The organism is Flavobacterium sp. IMCC34518, from assembly GCF_027111095.2.
GTDB lineage: Bacteria > Bacteroidota > Bacteroidia > Flavobacteriales > Flavobacteriaceae > Flavobacterium > Flavobacterium praedii.
Window position 1 is genome coordinate 2,198,715 of the sequence record NZ_CP114284.2, and the last position, 19,030, is coordinate 2,217,744.

A 19,030-nucleotide genomic window follows, 5' to 3' on the forward strand; every position below is an offset into this window, starting at 1 on the left:
GATCAGTGTTCAGTTTTTTAGTGTTCAGTTTTTTTGCTTGCTTTTACTGCAAACTTATTACGGATCACTGCTTACTATTTTTTAGGGTTTTTAAGAATGGCATAAATGGTAATTCCAAAACCAATTAAAACGGTGGTTGGAGCCAAACGTATTCTTCGGAAATCAAAAACAGATTCATTGAAAACATTAGGGTCATCACTTCCTCCACCAGACATTAGAATAAATCCCAATGCAATTACACCAATTCCGATTAATAGAATTTTATAGTTTATTTTTTCAAAAAGGAACTCGTGTTTGTTTTCTTCGTTTTTCATTTTGTTATTGTGAGGGACGAAATAATCTCATCCGCTGTTTTAAGTTTATGTTTTATAACTGAAATGTACAGACTTATATCTGCAATCTAAAATTAATAAAGGTCGTCTGTTCTTAAATTCAAGAAACGTTGTGTGGCAAAATAAGTACTCAGCCAAGTGATTAAAACGCCAAGTCCAAATACAGCGATTAATACAAGTCCAATCAATAATTTGTCATCTAGGATTCCAAGGTCTGGAAAACTGTTTTCCAAATAAATTAACACGCCAATTAACGCTAGAATGGCTAGACCTGCGCCTATCATCCCGAGTTTGATGCTACGCATTACAAATGGTTTTCGGATAAAGGCTTTGGTTGCCCCCACCATTTGCATGGTTTTTATAATAAAACGATTGGAATATATCGAAAGGCGTAGCGAACTATTGATTAAAAGTACCGCTATAAAGGTCAAGAAGGCACTGATGATCAAAATCCACATACTGACTTTCTTGATGTTGTCGTTTACTAAGTTTACTAATTGTTTGTCGTAAACAATATCAGAAATCATCGGGTTTTTTCGTAAATTGGATTCAATTTTGGCAATACTATCTTTAATTACGTAATCTGCTTTTAAGTGAATGTCGTATGAATTTTGTAGAGGGTTTTCACCCAAGAAGGTTACGAAATCTTCACCAATAATATCGGTATGCTCTTTTGCTGCTTGTTCTTTGGAAACATAAACAAAAGATTTTGCGAATTTGGCTCTTTTCATTTCTTGACCAAAAGATTTTAAAATGGTATCATTGGCTTCTTTTTTGAAAAAAACAGTCATTGCTATTTCTTCTCTGAAGTCATCGGCTAGTTTTTTGGAATTGATTATAAAAAATCCCAAGATACCTAATAGGAACAATACCAAGAATACACTTAGTACTACTGAAAAATAAGAGGAAATTAACCTGCGTTTTTGAAACTTTTCAAATGATGAGCTCATAGTATATCTAAATTATGGGGTAAAAATAATAAACATATTCTTTAATTTGAAGTTAATAAGTCCCAAAGTTTTAACTTTCGTACAATAAATGTAAATTTGGCACCTCAAATAGTCTTTGCGACAAAAAACTTGACAACTTAGTAACGCAATTACTTAGAATCTTATAATAGGACTTGAGTTTGCGATAGCATGACTCCATTAAAAAAACAATAAATAAAAAGGAATGAGTAGAGCTTTTGCGACAGCATGACTCCATTAAAAAACAATAAAAAAAAGGAATGAGTAGAGCTTTTGCGACAGCATGACTCCATTAAAAAACAATAAAAAAAAGGAATGAGTAGAGCTTTTGCGACAGCATGACTCCATTAAAAAACAATAAAAAAAAGGAATGAGTAGAGCTTTTGCGACAGCATGACTCCATTAAAAAACAATAAAAAAAAGGAATGAAATACAATCCGAACGAAATTGAAGCCAAATGGCAAAAATACTGGGCAGAGCATAAAACTTTTGCAGCTCAAAATAACTCAGACAAACCAAAACATTATGTGTTGGATATGTTTCCGTATCCTTCTGGAGCGGGATTGCATGTGGGACATCCGCTAGGGTACATCGCATCAGATGTGTATTCGAGATACAAAAGACACCAAGGTTTTAACGTTTTGCACCCAATGGGGTATGATAGTTTTGGATTGCCAGCTGAGCAATATGCAATTCAGACTGGGCAACGGCCAGAAGATACAACTTCGGTAAATATTGACGGTGGTTTGGACAAAGAAGGAAAAGAGATTGCTGGGTACCGAAAGCAATTGGACAAAATAGGGTTTTCATTTGATTGGGATCGTGAAGTGCGTACTTCGAATCCTGATTATTACAAACATACACAATGGATTTTTATCCAATTGTTTAATTCTTGGTACAATAGAAATTCGGATAAAGCCGAAGATATTTCGACCTTGACAGCAGTTTTTTCTACTGAAGGGAATGCCAATATAAATGCAGTTTGTGACGATGCTATTGAAGTGTTTTCGGCAAATGAATGGAATGCTTTCGCAAAAGAACAGCAGGAGAAAATTTTGTTGCAATACCGATTGACGTATTTGGCGGAGACCGAAGTGAACTGGTGTCCGGGATTGGGAACGGTTTTGGCAAATGACGAAATCGTGAACGGTGTATCGGAACGTGGCGGATATCCTGTGATTAGAAAGAAAATGACACAATGGAGCATGCGAATTTCGGCCTATGCGGAACGTTTGTTGCAAGGTTTGAATGATATAGATTGGAGCGAGAGCATCAAAGAAAGCCAAAGAAACTGGATTGGAAAATCAGTAGGGGCGATGGTTTCTTTTAATGTAAAAGAACATCAGGCTAACATAGATGTTTTTACCACAAGACCTGATACGATTTTCGGAGTTACGTTTATGACTTTGGCACCGGAACACGAATTGGTGGCTCAAATCACAACTGCTGAACAAAAAGCAGAAGTGGAAGCCTATATCGAAAAAACAGCCAAGCGTTCCGAAAGAGAGCGTATGGCAGACGTAAAAACCATTTCGGGAGTTTTCACTGGAGCGTATGCTGAGCATCCGTTTACCAAAGAGCCGATTCCAGTTTGGATTGGGGATTATGTTTTGGCTGGTTATGGAACAGGTGCTGTAATGGCGGTCCCTTGTGGTGATGAAAGAGATTACGCTTTTGCAAATTTCTTCAAAGGGCAAAAAGGAATGCCCGAAATCAAAAACATTTTTGCAAATGTAGATATTTCGGCAGCAGCTTTCGGATCAAAAGACAATGTGGAAATTGCTAATTCGGATTTCCTAAACGGTTTGAATTACAAAGAAGCTACTAAAAAAATAATTGAGGAATTAGAAAAAATAAATCAAGGAAAAGGGAAAATTAATTACCGTTTGCGTGATGCGGTTTTCTCTCGTCAGCGCTATTGGGGAGAGCCTTTCCCAGTGTATTACGTGAATGGCTTGCCGCAAATGATCGATGCGCAACATTTACCAATCATCTTGCCAGAAGTAGAGAAATATCTCCCGACTGAAGATGGGCAACCGCCTTTAGGAAATGCAAAAGCTTGGCATTGGGATACCAATAAAAACGAAATCGTCTCTGTTGAAGACGCGGCTAATCCTCCTTCGGGGGTTTGGGGGCTTGAGCTTAACACCATGCCGGGTTGGGCAGGAAGCTCTTGGTACTGGATGCGTTATATGGATGCGCACAACGAAAACGAATTTGCCAGCAAGGAAGCATTGAAATATTGGGAAAGTGTGGATTTATACATTGGCGGAAGCGAACACGCTACTGGTCACTTATTGTATTCCCGTTTTTGGAACAAATTCTTAAAAGACAAAGGTTTTGCGCCAACCGAAGAACCATTCAAGAAACTGATTAATCAAGGAATGATTTTAGGAATGAGTGCGTTTGTTTATAGAATTTCTTGGATGAAAATAACCAGTCCTGATGCTGATAAGCCATTTGATATTTTAGATCCAAAAATGCCAAGTTTTTTCATAACTAAATCTAAATATGAAAAAATTGTTAAAGGTGATGAGGAAGAAATAGCGAAAGCTAAAAAAATATATTTAGATACTTTAAATAGTGTTTTTCCTGATGCAGGAGGAATAGGTTTAGGAGGGCAACTGTCTATGCAATTAACTCCAATCCATGTTGATGTTTCAATCGTAAATTCTTCTGATGAATTAGATGAAGTGAAATTCAAATCTTGGAGAGAAGATTACGCAAATTCTCAATTCATCTGTGAAGAAAACGGAAAATACATCGTTGGTCGCGAAGTCGAAAAAATGTCGAAATCCAAATACAATGTAGTTACTCCGGATGATATTTGTAACGAATATGGAGCCGATACGTTGCGTTTGTATGAAATGTTTTTAGGACCATTGGAACAAGCGAAACCTTGGAATACGGCTGGAATTTCTGGAGTTTTTGGTTTCTTGAAAAAATTGTGTCGTTTGTATTTTGACGAAAACGGTTTGATTGTAACCAATGATGCGCCAACGAAAGACAACCTAAAATCATTGCACAAAACCATCAAGAAAGTTGCGGAAGATATCGAGAGTTTCTCTTTCAATACTTCGGTTTCACAATTTATGATTTGTGTGAATGAATTGTCTACGCAAAATTGTCATTCTCGTGCCATTTTGGAACCATTGGCGATTGTGATTTCACCTTATGCGCCGCACATCGCCGAAGAATTATGGTCGTTGCTAGGGAATATAGGTTCTATTGCAACGGTTCCTTTTCCTATTTTGGTCGAAAAACATTTGGTAGAAAGTGATAAAGAATATCCAGTTTCTTTCAACGGAAAAATGCGTTTTACTATGGTTTTGCCTTTGGATTTAACCAAGGAACAAATCGAGGAAATCGTAATGAAAGACGAAAGAACCATCAAACAACTAGATGGTAAAACGCCAAACAAGGTAATTATCGTTCCGGGGAAAATTATCAATTTGGTGGGGTAAGCTTAATTGTGAATGGTTAGTTGTGAATTGTAAATGCAACTGATCCATTAAATATTTAAAAATCCAAATTCCAATAACAATCTGTTAATTGGAGTTTGGATTTTTTATTGTCATTGTCATTGAAATATTTTTTTAATGAATTTTTAACGGATGTCAAATTGGCATTTTCTAAATTTGGTTCAGAATTTGATGTTTGATATATAGATTTTAAACTTTAAATAAAAAACAAAAATATGGGAATGAGTTATTTAATTCTTGCGGGCGCGATCATGCTGGCAAGTTGGTTAGTGAGTTCTACACTAAAGAATAAATTTGAATTTTATTCGAAATTGCATTTGCAAAACGGCATGTCGGGAGCCGAAATCGCCGAGAAAATGCTCGCAGATAACGGAATTCGTGATGTACGAGTAATTTCAACACCTGGTCAATTAACGGATCATTATAATCCAGTGGATAAAACGGTTAATTTGAGTGAAGCGGTTTTTAATCAAAGGAATGCAGCAGCAGCAGCTGTTGCGGCTCATGAATGTGGTCATGCAGTACAACATGCTGTGGGGTATCAATGGCTGTCGATGCGTTCTCAATTGGTGCCAATTGTAAATGTGGCTTCGACCTATATGCAATGGATATTATTGGCAGGAATCTTAATGTTGCGTACTTTTCCACAATTGCTTTTGATCGGGATTATTATTTTTGCTGCAACGACTTTGTTTTCTATTGTAACTTTGCCGGTAGAATACGATGCAAGTAATCGTGCTTTGGCCTGGCTGGAGAACAAAAATATGTTGACACAACAAGAACATGCTGGGGCTAAAGATTCTCTAAAATGGGCTGCTAGAACTTATGTTGTGGCCGCTTTGGGGTCAATAGCAACTTTGTTGTATTACGTTTCTATTTATATGGGAGGCAGAAGAAACTAATGAAGACAGTATTAAATAAAAAATTCCAAATACCAATTTTATGATTGGGATTTGGAATTTTTTTTATGGTTGTGAAATTGCAATTGCTATTTCAAATTAATCTATTTTCCTTTGTTGGCTTCGATGATGTATTTCTCTAAAGCCATTGTCATAGACGGAGTTCCAGGTGTTGGAGCCATAATGTCTACACGTAATCCACAATCCAAAGCTTCCTTTTGAGTCGTACTTCCAAAAACGGCAATGCGAGTGTTGTTTTGTTCGAAGTCTGGGAAGTTTTTGTATAAAGATTTAATTCCAGTAGGACTAAAGAAAGCCAAAACATCATAATAAACATCTGCTAAATCCGATAAGTCGCTCATTACCGTTTTATAAAAAGTTGCTGGAGTCCAATCCACTTTTAAAGCGTTTAAAGTTACAGGGATATCTGCATTTAATTGGTCTGATGCTGGAAGCAAGAATTTTTCGTCTTTGTATTTTTTGATTAAAGGCGATAAATCTGCAAAGTCTTTTGGGCCAACATAAATTTTACGTTTTCTGTATACTACGTATTTTTGAAGGTAAAAAGCAATAGCTTCAGATTGACAGAAATATTTTAGTCCTTCAGGAACTTTGTATCGCATTTCTTCAGCTACTCTGAAAAAGTGATCTACACCATTCTTACTTGTTAAAATTATAGCTGTGTAGTTATTTAGATCTATTTTTTGTAGTCTAATTTCTTTTGCGCTTACTCCTTCTACGTGAATAAAAGGTCTGAAATCAATTTTTACTTTATGCTTTTGTTGAAGCTCAAAGTATGGAGAATTTTCCACTTTAGGTTCTGGTTGTGATACCAAAATTGTTTTCACTTTCATATTAATTATTTTCTAAACGCTACCTTTTGTAAACCAATAATACATAAAATAATAGGGTGCTATTTCAAGAGTGCAAAGATATAAAATAAAATAAAACAACTTACCGAAAATTTCTTTTCTGTAGTTTTTTATTGAGTATGTATAAAGTAAAACGTTTAGAATGAATATAGTATATAAAACCAGCAGTGGTATATTTTTTAAAATTGAATCATAATAGAATAAAATTATGTCAATTGGTAGTAATAATAGGCCTACATATGTTCTATAAGTTACTTTTTGTAAATTAAACTGTTCTGCAAGTTCTTCTATGTTGAAAGATGTGGCTATGATTTTTTCGATTAAATATTTGGATAAAATAAAGTAAATGACAAAAGTGAATATTTGAATGAATAATACCCAATCTGTTTTTGATCCATATCCAAATCGACTCAATAAAATTTGTATAAAAAAGGAGAATGAAATGATCTGAACAAAAAATAAGGAGATTGTAAAAATACTCATCAAGTGACTGCTGTCACGGTAAATTCGAGCGTACTTGTCAGAGAAAATCAATTTTGTAAAATCTTCAAATCGATTTTCATTGACTGATTTAGTCAGTGCAATAATGCCAAAAGCTAATATAAAAACGAGGTTTACCCAATCGTTTGTATCTGTTATTCTAGGATGAAGTACATGTTCAGTCATAATTACAGCAAAATTACTAATTTTTATAACATCATTTATTATAATTTTATAATAATGAAATGGCATAAAAGCGTTACTTTTGCACCGAAATTACACTAAATATGAACAATTGCATTGTTATAATTCCTACCTATAACGAAATTGAAAACATTGAAAGCATTGTTAGAGCAGTGCTCTCTCAGCACAAATCTTTCCATGTATTGATTATTGATGATAACTCTCCAGACCATACTGCAGATAAAGTAGTTATGTTGCAGTCTGAGTTTGAGGGTAAATTATTTTTGGAGAAAAGAGCAAAAAAATCTGGACTCGGCACCGCTTATGTTCATGGTTTTAAATGGGCAATGAAAAATAAATATGATTTTATTTTTGAAATGGACGCCGATTTCTCCCATAATCCAAATGATTTAGAAAAATTATATGATGCTTGTCATTTTGGAGATGCTGATCTTGCAATAGGGTCTCGTTATGTAACTGGGGTAAATGTTGTAAATTGGCCTTTGAGTAGGGTTTTAATGTCGTATTTTGCATCAGTATATGTTCGTATGATCACAGGGATGAAGATACACGATGCTACTGCAGGTTTTGTATGTTACAAGAGGGAAGTGCTGGAAGCAATTGATTTGGATAAAATTAAATTTGTTGGTTATGCCTTTCAGATTGAAATGAAATACCGAACATTTTGTAAAAAATTTGCCATCTCTGAGGTTCCAATTATATTTACAGATCGAACAAAAGGACAATCGAAGATGAGTAATTCAATCATAATTGAAGCTGTATTTGGAGTAATATCATTGCGATTAAAAAAGTTATTTAACAGTTTGTAAAATGAAAAAGCTATGAATAGATATTTGATTAAGAATGCTAAAATAGTAAATGAAGGGGTTGTTTTTGAAGGGGACGTGCTGATAGAGAATGATCTCATTGTTGAGGTTTCTGAAAATATTAGTTTAAAATCATCTGATTGTATGATTATTGATGCCGAAGGTAATTATCTAATGCCTGGAGTCATTGATGATCAAGTGCATTTTAGAGAACCGGGCCTTACTCATAAAGGGGATATAGAATCCGAGTCTCGTGCAGCTGTTGCAGGCGGAATTACTTCTTATATTGAACAACCAAATACGGTTCCGAATGCGGTTACCCAAGAAATTTTAGAAGAGAAATACAAAATAGCTGAGAAAAAGTCTTTTGCCAATTATTCTTTTATGATGGGGGCTACCAATGACAATCTGGAGGAAGTGTTGAAAACAAATCCGAAGAATGTCGCTGGAATAAAAATATTTTTGGGTTCCTCTACTGGTAATATGTTAGTGGACAATGAAGCAGTTTTAGAAAAAATATTTTCATGTACTTCCATGTTAATTGCAGTGCATTGTGAAGATGAAACTACGATTAAAAAGAATTTAGAAAAATATAAAGACGAGTATGGTGAAGACATTCCTGTAACCGCTCACCATCTCATTAGAAGCGAAGAGGCTTGTTATATTTCTTCTTCGAAAGCTGTGGCTTTGGCCAAAAAGACGGGTGCAAGATTGCATGTTTTTCATCTTTCTACCGCCAAAGAAATGGAATTGTTTACCAATAAAATTCCTTTAGAAGAAAAGAAAATTACTGCCGAAGTTTGTATTCATCATTTGTGGTTTACAAATGAAGATTATGATACCAAAGGTAATTTTATAAAATGGAATCCTGCTGTAAAAACCGCCAATGACAGAAAAGTATTATGGGAAGCGCTCAACGATGGTCGTATTGATGTAATTGCTACGGATCATGCGCCTCATACACTCGAAGAGAAAAAGCAAAAATACTTGCAAGCTCCTTCTGGTGGTCCATTAGTGCAACATGCTCTTGTGGCTATGTTTGAAGCACATCATCAAGGAAAGATTTCTGTAGAGAAAATTGTCGAAAAGATGTGTCATAATCCAGCTAAACTTTTCAAAATAGAAAAAAGAGGTTTTGTCAAAGAAGGATATTATGCCGATTTGGTAATAATTAATGCGGGTTTGCCTTGGAGTGTGAAAAAAGAAAATATATTGTCAAAATGTGGTTGGTCTCCATTTGAAGGTTTTACCTTTAAGTCCAGAATTACGCATACATTTGTCAATGGTAAACTGGTTTATTCTGGTTTTAAAGTAAAAGACATTCGTGCGGGTCAAAGAATGTTGTTTAATAGATAATTGTATTGGATGAAAAAAATAGTATTTCTTTTTACTTTAGTTGCCTTCTGTTTTAGTTGTAATAAGGATTTGGTCGAAAAACCGGATAATCTTATTGACAAAAAAGTGATGGGAAATATTCTTTATGATATGGCACTTTTAGAAGCTTTGAAATATCAAAATTCAGAGGTGTTATACCAAAAAGGAATAAATCCTAAAACCTATATTTTTGAAAAATACAAGGTTGATAGTTTGCAGTTTGCCAAAAGCAATGCCTTTTATGCTGCGGATTATAGGGAATACAAAAAAATGTTTGATGAACTGAATGATCGTCTGAAAAAAGAAAAAGATGTCTTTGATTTGGCAATCAAAAAAGAATTAAAAAATGGGGTTGCCATTAAAAAAGCTAAACTCAAAAAAACTCAGGATTCTATTAAAAAGGCTAAGGAATTTAAATTGAAAAAAGTAAAAGATTCTATTGCCAAATTGAAAGCTAAAGCAAATATAAGGATTGCAAAAGAAAAATAATTACAAATCTGTAATGTATTTAATATAATTAGGAACGTCTATGAATTCAATATTCAAGGCGTTTTTTATTTTTTCATTAGAATACAAGTCGGTTGAATACGATGATCTGGCCGAAGCTTTGCTAAGTTGTCTTTTTTGGCCAAAAAGCATTGAGCTAATCCAGTCCAATTTTGATAAGGTATTTATCATAAATGGTGTAGCATGGTATTTTGGTCTTTTGACTTTTAAGGCATCAGCAATAGAAAAAAGCAAATCTTTAAAAATGATATTCTGACTAATAAGCGTAAAGCGTTCTCCGTGAATAGGGCTTTCCATCAATTGATATAGTATTGAGACTACGTCGGCAACAGCAATAAAACCAGTTGATCCTTTTGTGTAAAACGGCAATCCTTTTTTTACTTTCGTAAAAAGTGCACCGCTTCCTTGGTTCCAAAATCCAGGGCCAATAATAACTCCAGGATTGACAATAACAACTTCAAGGCCTTCTTGTTGTCCACGCCATATTTCCATTTCGGCGCCATATTTCGAAATGGCATAATCGCTATGGGGTTTTTCAGGATTCCATTCTGTCTCTTCTGTAATGATATGCTCGTGTTCTGCTAAGTCTCCTAAAGCAGCAATAGAACTTACATGACAAAGTTTTTTTATGTTCTTGTGCAAGCAAAAATTGACAATATTGGCTGTGCCTTCGATGTTGGTTTTTCGAACTAGGTCTTCCTCTTTTGGGTCAAAAGAAATTAATGCTGCGCAATGATATACTTGGACTATATTGTCAAAAGCATTTTCTAAGGAGGGGATATCTAATATGTCGGCTTGTTGCCATTGTATGGATTGATAAAGTGCTTCCTTTTTATACAAAGAAAATAATGCTTCTGTTTTTTGAATACTTTCTAAATTTCGATAAATGGCACGAACATTTTCTCCCTTTTCTAATAGGTGAATTAAAAGATGCGCGCCTACTAAACCGGTTCCTCCTGTTACTAATACCATATTTACAAATATAGCATTTTGGTGCAAACCATAAAATTTATTCCCATTGAAATTAGTATTGAAATTGTAGTTGAAATTGCCATTGCCATTGAAATTGCTATCTTTGTGAAAATTGATTAAAAAGATGAAGAATTTTATTGAAGAAGTGACGTGGAGAGGTATGCTCCATGATGTTATGCCTAATACCGAAGAACATTTGATGGAACAAATGCGTGTGGCGTATGTGGGGATTGACCCAACTGCCGATTCTTTGCATATTGGACATTTAGTAGGTGTGATGATGTTAAAGCATTTTCAACTTTCAGGACACAAACCATTCGCATTAGTGGGTGGTGCAACAGGAATGATAGGGGATCCTTCGGGAAAATCGAACGAAAGAAATTTACTTGATGAAGTGACCTTACGCCATAATCAAGAAGCTATAAAAGGACAATTGGCACGTTTTTTAGATTTTACGTCTAATGCGCCTAATGCTGCCGAATTGGTGAATAATTATGACTGGATGAAGAATTTTTCTTTTCTTGATTTTATTCGTGATATTGGAAAGCATATTACGGTAAATTATATGATGTCTAAAGATTCAGTAAAGAAACGTTTGTCTTCTGAGTCCGCCGAAGGCATGTCATTTACGGAATTCACTTATCAATTGGTTCAAGGATACGACTTTTTGCATTTGTACAAAAACAAAAATTGTACGCTACAAATGGGTGGAAGTGATCAGTGGGGGAACATTACCACGGGAACTGAATTAGTACGTAGAATAGCAGGTGGAAAAGCGTATGCGTTGACTTGTCCGTTAATTACTAAAGCAGATGGAACTAAATTTGGCAAATCAGAAGGTGGGAATATATGGTTGGATTCAGCCAGAACCTCACCGTATAAATTTTACCAATATTGGTTAAATACGTCTGATGTTGATGCAGAGAAATACATTAAAATTTTTACTTTTTTATCAAAAGAGGAAATTGAGGTTCTAACGGATCAACATAGAGAAGCTCCCCATTTGCGTTTGTTGCAAAAACGTTTGGCTGAAGAAATTACGGTTATGGTACATTCTACTGATGATTTAGAAAATGCAATTAAAGCTTCGAATATATTATTTGGTAATTCAACTTCGGATGATCTGAAGCAATTGGATGAAGCTACTTTTTTAGATGTTTTTGATGGAGTTCCTCAAGCAGAAATTTCAAGCATTGAAGTTGAAGCTGGACTGGATATTGTTACTGTTTTGAACGAAAAAACAGGTTTTTTTAAATCGAATGGAGAAGCAAGAAGAGCTTTGACTGCTAATTCTATTTCTGTGAACAGAGAAAAAGTAAATGAAACATTTGTGTTTACAACAAAAGATTTGATTAACAATCAATTCGTATTGTTGCAAAGCGGTAAGAAAAATTATTTTGTGATTAGGGTTAAATAATTTTATAGTGTTAAATTAATCAGATTTTAAGCTCGAAAAAAAAACATTAAGGCATTAAGGTACATTAAGACTCAAAACTTAACATACCTTAATGCCTTAATGGTTTTAAAAAATCTAAAATTCAATTGGGTAGTATGTTAGTAACTCGAAAGTTTTCTAACTTTACTTAAAAAAATTATAGTATAGGAACTCAATTTTTGACAGACGAAAAAGGGAACAAGACCGCAGTTTTGTTGCCTATAAAGAAATACAATAAGATGATTGAGCAATTGGAAGATTTGCATGATATAAAATTGTATGATGAAGCGAAAAGAGATGATGATGGCGCTAGGATTTCTATTGATGAAGCTTTTAAAATAATTGAAGAAAAGCGGAAAGCAGTAAAATAATGGCATATAGTATTGAATTTAGAAGCAAAGTTTTGAAAGCTTTGATTAAAATTAACGAGCCTTATTATTCTTTAATTAAAAAGCAAATTTATGATTTAGCCCAAAATCCTCGTCCACAAGGGTGTAAAAAGCTAAAAGGTAGAAAAGGGTAACGTATCAGAGTGGGTGATTATAGAGTAATTTACGAGATATTTGAAGATGTTCTTTTAATAGAAGTTGTTGATTTAGGCCACAGAAAAGACATTTACGATTAAACCACCATCAAATTACAACCCCGAATATCCGAATTATCAAAACGTCCCAATACTTCAAAAGTGGTATTGGGATATTTTTTGCCTAAATCCTGCGTGGCAATAAACGAACAGGAATTTATGTTGGCCAAGTCAATGACGTTAATTCCGCCTGTTTTGCCGTCATTTAAATATGAAAGAGCGTCTTCGGTGTCTCGAATGTGTATTTGCATCCAAGAAGGGCATTCAAATACACCGTTTCCTAGCGAATAAGCTTGAGAAAGTAATTCTGTCATCCCGTATTCAGAATGGATTGCTGTTACTCCAAAACCATTACAAAGTTGCTCGTGCAATTCTTCACGAATCATTTCTTTGCGTTTTCCTTTCATACCACCCGTTTCCATAATAATGGTGTGTTGTAGTTCAAAATTTTGTTTTTCAATTAAATCCAATAAGGCATAAGTAACTCCAATTAGAATTACATTTTGTCCCGCTTGGTCTAATTCTATTAGTTTTTGAATGAGTTCTTCGTGATTATTGAGGTAGAAGCCACTATTGGTGTTGTTGGTCAGTTGTATCAAATCTTCCACCATATAAATCAAGGAAGAGCCTTCTCTTTCTAGATAGGAGGGAAGCAATGCTAAAACTACATAATCTTCTATGTTGCCATAAAATTGAGAAAATCCTCTGCGATAGCTTTCTTTATAAATGGAAATGTCGGTTACTAAATGTTTGCTTCTAACAATTTCTGTATGTATTCCCCCTTCGGGGGTTAGGGGGCTTGTAGTTCCGCTACTGGTAAAAGTGGCTTCTATTGGGTTGTTGTTTGAAACAACATTGTGGCTTTTGAAAAATTGGATGGGTAAAAAAGGAATTTGATGCAACGACTTTACTTTTTGAGGATTCGTTTTTAATAAATCACAAAATTCTTGGTATACCAAATTGTTTTCATATTGAAAACGGAATACTTTCAAGGCTATTTTTTCAAATTGTTTCTGACTAGAAATCGTAAATATGTCGCTAACTGTAATCAAGATCTTTTTTATGCAAAGGTATTATTATTTTGGAACCTTTTTTTGTTTTTTGATGTTTGTAGCTTTGAAATCAAAGAACAAAAAAAAAGTTTCAATCGGAATTGAAACTTTTATGATTTGTATTAGATGAATTACCTTATTATTAGTTTTCTACTGCTTGTAGCGCCTTCTTCTATAATCTTTATGATGTAAACTCCAGGGGAAAGATTGGAAACGTTTAATTCTTTTGAGCTTAGTACTGTTTGTAATACTTTTTTGCCTAATACATCAAAAATTATGATTTCTTTTTCTAAATCATTTTTTGAAGTAATGTATACTTTGCCATTAGTCACAGGATTAGGGTACAAGTTTAAGCCTTCAATTGAAGCGTTTTCTTGCGTTTTTGGCTGTTGTTTATTTTCTTGTGCACTTGCACTAGTTATAAAGAAAATGGCCAGTAAAAGAGTAATATAAAAGTAGTTTTTTGTCATTGGCTTTGTAAGTTCACAGTAAATGTAGTAAAAAAAATGATTCAAAAAAAAATACCTCTCAATTTTGAGAGGTATTTTTAACTAATTCTATGTTTTAATTTTATTTCAACAAATTAACTCCGTCAACTGTACACCAAGCACCAGCTGTTAAAGCAGCACCAGTTGCTGTAGTACTTTGTGTAAATGTACCAGCTGGGAATGCTACAACTATTGCAGATGTTGCTCCGATTGGCAATAAGTTTGTTGTGTTTGTTATTTTTACATTTAGAATTTTTATTTTAGATGTATTTACTTGGTGTAAATTTGTAGCATCATCTTGAATTCTTACTGCACTTCCATAGAAAATTTTACTAGTTGCATCTGTGAAGTTACCATAACCATCTATGATGATATTGCTGTACTCTCCGTTTCCTTCTTTTTTGAATTGGAAAGCATCAACTTGGTTGTCTCCAACTTCAGGCACATTAGTAGCTTCTCTTTTTAGAGTAATGTTAGTGATTTTTGGTCCAAATGCGTTGTCATTTCCAGAAGCTTCGATTTCCATTCCGAAGTTACCTTTACCAGTTTGGTAAGCATACCAGTTAGTATTGGTAGCACCTTGCCATCCATCTTGCCAGTCAAAAGCATCATCGTAGTTTCCGTAAGAAATAGCATTTGTCATACTTACAGTTCCTCCAAAGAATTCGTATCCATCATCAGCACCTTTGTATGATACTAAGTGATCCAGAGTTGTTCCTGTACCTACTGAATAGAAAGTAAAACCATTGTTTTCTTTTTGACCATCAGCCAATTTTGAACCAGCATACTCAACTCTTGTATAGACTAATGATCCACCATTGTGAGTAGCATTTGTTCCTCCGTAAGAGATGTTGTTCCCATCTTCTGATGTAGATGTAGTAGTACCACCAGCTACTTTTGCAGGAGCATCACCATACATAATGATTCCTCCCCAAGATCCTGGTATTTTTGATTTTTCTGTAAATACGACTGGTTTATCAGCAGTTCCTTTTGTGATTAATTTCCCTCCGTTTAGAACAACTAGAGCATTGTCTCCCGTTGCTTTGTCTATCGTGATTGTAGATCCTGCTTCAATAGTTACAGTAACACCAGCGTTGATTTTTACAATTCCTTTCAAAGTATAGTTTCCATAAGCATAGGTAACGTCCTTAGTTATTGGACCAGTAATTTCACCAGTAGCAGGAGGTGTAACTGGAGTTGGATCGTCGCTGCTTGAGCATGAATTTAAGAATAACCCTGTTACAAGTGCTAAAGCTAAAAATTTTGTTTTCATAAGTTTGTTATTTGATTTTATTTTTGACAAATGTATAGGCTAAATTCAAGTTGGGAGTTATGTGAATATTACTTTACGGTTATCAAAAAATGAGGTTAATGTCAAGAGAATGTTATCTACTAATGCATTTTTTTAGTCATTAATTTTTATGACTGTTATCTACTAATCTCAATAAGGTTTTTACACGAATCATTAAATAAAGGTAAAAGCTTAAATGTATTAATTTGACACAGATTTAGCTTAATTCTAATTATTTATTTTCGGATTCGCTGATTTTTAAATCACAAATTGGTACAGATTAATTTATGTGAATTTGTAATAATCTGTATCAAGAAAATCAATCATGGTCTGTTTAACGGATAGTCATTTTAATTTTTAATAGAAATCGATTATAGATATAATAAAAAAAGCTCCGATAAACGGAGCTTAGATTATTTATTGTGGTATTGGATTTAAAAAGTGTATCCTAGTTTTAATGAGAAACCAATTCCTTTTTTATAACTATTAGCTAATAATGATGCTTCGGCCACTTTTAATGTGCCATCATTTCCAAATTCTAATTTACGTAATGGATTTAATAAGTTATCTGCGGTAAATTTCACATCAAAATGCTCGGATACTTTACTTCCCCAAACAAAATCTAATTGTTGAACAGGTAATTCGTAAGTGTTATCTTGTCCATTAGTACCTACTGCATATATTCTTTTTCCAAAAACACCATACACTAGTGACATAGTATTGGTCCAGTCGTTGCTGAAACTAAATTCGTATTTCAAATCCGAATTAACCAACCAATCCGATGCTCCCTGTAATGATCTTGATTGGTGTGTTTCGATAGAAGGTTTTACAGTAACATTTCCGTCTTCATCTATGGATTCAAATATAGGACTTACAGTAACTTTTGACGACATCAAAGTAGCGTTTAATCCCCATGAAAAATTCGCTAAGTTATCGTTAATTCGATTTAATCCAATAAGTAATTCAGCTTCTACTCCAAATAAGTTAGCACTATCAGAATTTAGAAATGTAGTAACCGTTCCTGTTGTTGCGTTAGAGATGAACGTTTTTTCGATTGGATTGATCAGGTGTTTTCCAAATAATCCAATAGTTACCATTTCTTTGGCTGTTGGGAATAACTCATATTTTAAGTCAGCATTGTAATTGTCGCTGTTTTTTAAAATTGAATTTCCTTGAGTTGAAGTTCCGTCAGCATTGATGAACGATATTGGAAAGGATTCCATGATAACTGGTTTAGTATATGTTTTACTTGCTGCAAAGCGAATGTTGCTGCTTTCAGTTAGTAAATACTTTAGATTTAAGGAAGGTAAAAAATAGGCGTTATCATATTTTAATATTTTGAAAGGAGAATCAAACGAACCCAATGCTCTGTAATGTGTTTCTTTAATAGCACTTTCAAATCGGATTCCTCCATTCACTTCAAATTTTTCTCCAAATTTCAAAAATACATTTGCATAACCCGCATTTGCCATTTCGTTAAGTTTAACTTTATAAGTAGCATTAGAGTTTTCGCTAAAAACCACATTATTTGCTAAAATGTCGCTGGTTATTTGAGTATCTACATTATTTATGTTTGAAGAAAAAATATTTCCAGCACTTGCAACGAATCGGTATGAAGATTCCATCGTATTCCCATTCCCATTGTATCCAACTGTTAATTTATTTTGCTTGTCGTTGTTTCCAAATTTTAAATTATACTCCACTAAAGTTGAGTAAAATGAATTACCATCAACGGTTAAATACTGACGTAAGAAATTATTCCCACCGTATGAAGTGCTAATCACATCATTACCTGTTTTATATCCTGAGAAAAATTTACGATCCGGTTGCTCAAACTTTGTAACAGCGAATGAAACTCCCGCTTTAATAGTTTGATTTTTATCTTTTGTTAATGCATAATCACCTATTAATTGTGTATTTAGATAATCACTTTTGTCCAATTGATTGGTACGGATAAATGTGTTTTGTGGGGTATTAACACCGTTTTGGCCATATTGATCTTTTATAGAGTTTAAAGTAGTTCTAATATACATGGTGTTGAATGATAATTTCAATCTATCTGTATTAAAGTTCAATCCAATCAATGCTGAATTGGTAGTTTTGAAACGATAGTCTGTAGTTATGAAATTATTAATGTATTCTGAGCCTGTTGTCGCTAGATCAATAGTTCTATCAACACCTTCTCTTATTGAAAAATTATTATCGTAATTTAATGAAAGTAAATACGAGAAAACGTTGCTATTATTCAAGTTGAATTTCTCAGCATGAAAAAGATTGATACTCGTGTTTAGAGGGCTTTTACCTTCACTAACACTAAAACCTTTGTTATTGTTTACTGAATTTAATGCTTGATCTGTTGTAAATGTTTTTCGTGTGGCTGTTCCTCCAAGAAATCCAGGAATTGCTCTTTCGTTTCCATTGAAACCCATAAATCCTTTTGTAGTTTCAGCATCTTGTGAAAGCAAGAAATCGGTAAGGCTGTTTCCAGTTGTGTATCCAAAACCAAGGTTCAGTTTTGTAACGCTCTTGTTTACTTTTGATGTTTGAATGTTGAAAGTTCCTCCAGCAAAATCTCCATAGATATTTGGATTAAATGTTTTGTACACATCAATTACCCCGACAATATTTGTCGGAAATAAATCCAAAGGGACAATTTTTGAAAAAGGATTATTAGTAGGTGCTGCCAAATCATTGATTAATAAATTATTGTAACGGTCTTCCAATCCGCGAACGAATAATCCTCTTGAGCCTACTTTTGTAATTCCAGTTATTTTGGTTAGTCCTTCCTCAACATCGCTAACTCCTTTTCTAGACATTTCTTGAGCACCAATACTTTGTTTGATTACAATTGCGTTTTTTTGTTCTAATAATAAAGCCGTTTCTTTTTCGCGACCACCGCTAGATTTAATAACTACGTCTTTTAGTTTGTAACTTCCAGAACCAATTGAATTGTTTAATGTTACTGTTTCGTTAGCTACTACGGTTACTTGAGCTTCTGCTGATTCATAACCTAGAAAGCTAAATTGTACGGTATAATTTCCTGGAGCGATTGTAATTGTATATTTTCCATCGATATCAGTATTAGCGCCAATTTTTGTTCCTTTAATAAGTACATTAGCAAAAGGCAAGGACTGATTTCCAGAATCTTTGTCTAATAAAACTCCCGATATAGTGCCTTTGTTTTGAGCTATTCCAAGAGCGCAAATAAATAGTGTAATGAATAGAAATTTTAATTTCATTTTGTGTAGTATTTAATTTTCTGCAAATTAAAGGCAGCAATCTAGT

At 34.0% G+C, this 19,030-nt stretch carries 18 protein-coding genes; 9 read left to right on the plus strand and 9 right to left on the minus strand.

Translation table 11 applies throughout. The annotated features are described in order from the left end of the window. Positions 1-74: 74 nt before the first annotated feature. Both OZP06_RS09280 and OZP06_RS09285 read right to left on the minus strand, forming a co-directional pair. On the minus strand, positions 75-314 hold the full coding sequence (locus tag OZP06_RS09280) for a DUF3098 domain-containing protein (RefSeq protein ID WP_269221618.1): 240 nt from the start codon (positions 312-314) through the stop codon (positions 75-77). Between the two features lie 92 nt (positions 315-406). Then, positions 407-1,282, minus strand: a complete 876-nt coding sequence (locus OZP06_RS09285) for a permease-like cell division protein FtsX (RefSeq protein ID WP_269221619.1) — start codon at positions 1,280-1,282, stop codon at positions 407-409. A gap of 443 nt (positions 1,283-1,725) precedes the next feature. Here OZP06_RS09285 and OZP06_RS09290 point away from each other — a divergent pair, with 443 nt between their 5' ends. Both OZP06_RS09290 and OZP06_RS09295 read left to right on the plus strand, forming a co-directional pair. Further along, positions 1,726-4,764, plus strand: a complete 3,039-nt coding sequence (locus OZP06_RS09290) for a class I tRNA ligase family protein (RefSeq protein ID WP_281323634.1) — start codon at positions 1,726-1,728, stop codon at positions 4,762-4,764. A gap of 233 nt (positions 4,765-4,997) precedes the next feature. After that, positions 4,998-5,684, plus strand: coding sequence for a zinc metallopeptidase (locus tag OZP06_RS09295; RefSeq protein WP_269221621.1), 687 nt, complete (start codon positions 4,998-5,000; stop codon positions 5,682-5,684). A 101-nt stretch (positions 5,685-5,785) separates the two neighbouring features. Here OZP06_RS09295 and OZP06_RS09300 read toward each other — a convergent pair whose 3' ends face one another. Together OZP06_RS09300 and OZP06_RS09305 are read right to left on the minus strand one after the other, a co-directional pair. Then, on the minus strand, positions 5,786-6,535 hold the full coding sequence (locus OZP06_RS09300; protein ID WP_269221622.1) for a uroporphyrinogen-III synthase: 750 nt from the start codon (positions 6,533-6,535) through the stop codon (positions 5,786-5,788). Positions 6,536-6,547: 12 nt separating this feature from the next. Next, a complete protein-coding gene (locus OZP06_RS09305; protein WP_348651429.1) occupies positions 6,548-7,285 on the minus strand; it encodes a DUF4271 domain-containing protein in 738 nt (245 codons plus the stop codon). Between the two features lie 35 nt (positions 7,286-7,320). Between OZP06_RS09305 and OZP06_RS09310 the strand changes: the two genes are divergently transcribed. Genes OZP06_RS09310 through OZP06_RS09320 form a run of 3 tightly spaced genes read left to right on the plus strand, consistent with a single transcriptional unit; the run spans position 7,321 to position 9,906 of the window. Further along, the gene (locus tag OZP06_RS09310; protein WP_269221623.1) at positions 7,321-8,046 is read left to right on the plus strand and encodes a polyprenol monophosphomannose synthase; all 726 of its coding nucleotides are present in this window, start codon (positions 7,321-7,323) and stop codon (positions 8,044-8,046) included. A 12-nt stretch (positions 8,047-8,058) separates the two neighbouring features. Continuing rightward, positions 8,059-9,399, plus strand: a complete 1,341-nt coding sequence (locus OZP06_RS09315; protein ID WP_269221624.1) for a dihydroorotase — start codon at positions 8,059-8,061, stop codon at positions 9,397-9,399. Between the two features lie 9 nt (positions 9,400-9,408). Further along, the gene (locus OZP06_RS09320; RefSeq protein WP_269221625.1) at positions 9,409-9,906 is read left to right on the plus strand and encodes a DUF4296 domain-containing protein; all 498 of its coding nucleotides are present in this window, start codon (positions 9,409-9,411) and stop codon (positions 9,904-9,906) included. Here OZP06_RS09320 and OZP06_RS09325 read toward each other — a convergent pair whose 3' ends face one another. After that, positions 9,907-10,896 carry an NAD-dependent epimerase/dehydratase family protein gene (locus OZP06_RS09325; RefSeq protein ID WP_269221626.1) on the minus strand — a complete coding sequence of 330 codons (990 nt, stop codon included), beginning with the start codon at positions 10,894-10,896 and terminating at the stop codon, positions 9,907-9,909. A gap of 124 nt (positions 10,897-11,020) precedes the next feature. Between OZP06_RS09325 and tyrS the strand changes: the two genes are divergently transcribed. From tyrS to OZP06_RS09345, 4 genes are all read left to right on the plus strand, one after another. Beyond that, entirely contained in the window at positions 11,021-12,313 is a 1,293-nt protein-coding gene (gene tyrS, locus OZP06_RS09330; RefSeq protein WP_281323635.1) for a tyrosine--tRNA ligase, read from the plus strand. A 197-nt stretch (positions 12,314-12,510) separates the two neighbouring features. Beyond that, positions 12,511-12,702 carry a hypothetical protein gene (locus tag OZP06_RS09335; RefSeq protein ID WP_269221627.1) on the plus strand — a complete coding sequence of 64 codons (192 nt, stop codon included), beginning with the start codon at positions 12,511-12,513 and terminating at the stop codon, positions 12,700-12,702. Next, positions 12,702-12,854, plus strand: a complete 153-nt coding sequence (locus OZP06_RS09340) for a hypothetical protein (RefSeq protein ID WP_269221628.1) — start codon at positions 12,702-12,704, stop codon at positions 12,852-12,854. Before OZP06_RS09335 ends, OZP06_RS09340 begins: the two co-directional genes overlap by 1 nt. Positions 12,855-12,863: 9 nt before the next feature. Beyond that, a complete protein-coding gene (locus OZP06_RS09345; protein WP_269221629.1) occupies positions 12,864-12,956 on the plus strand; it encodes a hypothetical protein in 93 nt (30 codons plus the stop codon). Here OZP06_RS09345 and OZP06_RS09350 read toward each other — a convergent pair. The 4 genes from OZP06_RS09350 to OZP06_RS09365 all read right to left on the minus strand — a co-directional run bounded on the left by OZP06_RS09350 (position 12,953) and on the right by OZP06_RS09365 (position 18,984). Then, the gene (locus tag OZP06_RS09350; protein ID WP_269221630.1) at positions 12,953-13,966 is read right to left on the minus strand and encodes an acyl transferase; all 1,014 of its coding nucleotides are present in this window, start codon (positions 13,964-13,966) and stop codon (positions 12,953-12,955) included. The genes OZP06_RS09345 and OZP06_RS09350 overlap by 4 nt on opposite strands. Before the next feature lie 131 nt (positions 13,967-14,097). Continuing rightward, positions 14,098-14,436 (minus strand): T9SS type A sorting domain-containing protein, encoded by a 339-nt coding sequence (locus tag OZP06_RS09355; RefSeq protein WP_269221631.1) that lies wholly within the window; start codon positions 14,434-14,436, stop codon positions 14,098-14,100. A 100-nt stretch (positions 14,437-14,536) separates the two neighbouring features. Beyond that, positions 14,537-15,727, minus strand: coding sequence for a hypothetical protein (locus tag OZP06_RS09360; protein ID WP_269221632.1), 1,191 nt, complete (start codon positions 15,725-15,727; stop codon positions 14,537-14,539). Positions 15,728-16,179: 452 nt separating this feature from the next. Next, positions 16,180-18,984 carry a TonB-dependent receptor gene (locus OZP06_RS09365; RefSeq protein WP_269221633.1) on the minus strand — a complete coding sequence of 935 codons (2,805 nt, stop codon included), beginning with the start codon at positions 18,982-18,984 and terminating at the stop codon, positions 16,180-16,182. Positions 18,985-19,030: the final 46 nt, after the last annotated feature.

Coding starts and splice junctions, on each gene's coding strand:
- OZP06_RS09280 (WP_269221618.1), bottom strand. CDS start 314: ATGAAAAACGAAGAAAACAAACACGAGTTCCTTTTTGAAAAAATAAAC.
- OZP06_RS09285 (WP_269221619.1), bottom strand. CDS start 1,282: ATGAGCTCATCATTTGAAAAGTTTCAAAAACGCAGGTTAATTTCCTCT.
- OZP06_RS09290 (WP_281323634.1), top strand. CDS start 1,726: ATGAAATACAATCCGAACGAAATTGAAGCCAAATGGCAAAAATACTGG.
- OZP06_RS09295 (WP_269221621.1), top strand. CDS start 4,998: ATGGGAATGAGTTATTTAATTCTTGCGGGCGCGATCATGCTGGCAAGT.
- OZP06_RS09300 (WP_269221622.1), bottom strand. CDS start 6,535: ATGAAAGTGAAAACAATTTTGGTATCACAACCAGAACCTAAAGTGGAA.
- OZP06_RS09305 (WP_348651429.1), bottom strand. CDS start 7,285: ATGCCATTTCATTATTATAAAATTATAATAAATGATGTTATAAAAATT.
- OZP06_RS09310 (WP_269221623.1), top strand. CDS start 7,321: ATGAACAATTGCATTGTTATAATTCCTACCTATAACGAAATTGAAAAC.
- OZP06_RS09315 (WP_269221624.1), top strand. CDS start 8,059: ATGAATAGATATTTGATTAAGAATGCTAAAATAGTAAATGAAGGGGTT.
- OZP06_RS09320 (WP_269221625.1), top strand. CDS start 9,409: ATGAAAAAAATAGTATTTCTTTTTACTTTAGTTGCCTTCTGTTTTAGT.
- OZP06_RS09325 (WP_269221626.1), bottom strand. CDS start 10,896: ATGGTATTAGTAACAGGAGGAACCGGTTTAGTAGGCGCGCATCTTTTA.
- tyrS (WP_281323635.1), top strand. CDS start 11,021: ATGAAGAATTTTATTGAAGAAGTGACGTGGAGAGGTATGCTCCATGAT.
- OZP06_RS09340 (WP_269221628.1), top strand. CDS start 12,702: ATGGCATATAGTATTGAATTTAGAAGCAAAGTTTTGAAAGCTTTGATT.
- OZP06_RS09355 (WP_269221631.1), bottom strand. CDS start 14,436: ATGACAAAAAACTACTTTTATATTACTCTTTTACTGGCCATTTTCTTT.
- OZP06_RS09360 (WP_269221632.1), bottom strand. CDS start 15,727: ATGAAAACAAAATTTTTAGCTTTAGCACTTGTAACAGGGTTATTCTTA.
- OZP06_RS09365 (WP_269221633.1), bottom strand. CDS start 18,984: ATGAAATTAAAATTTCTATTCATTACACTATTTATTTGCGCTCTTGGA.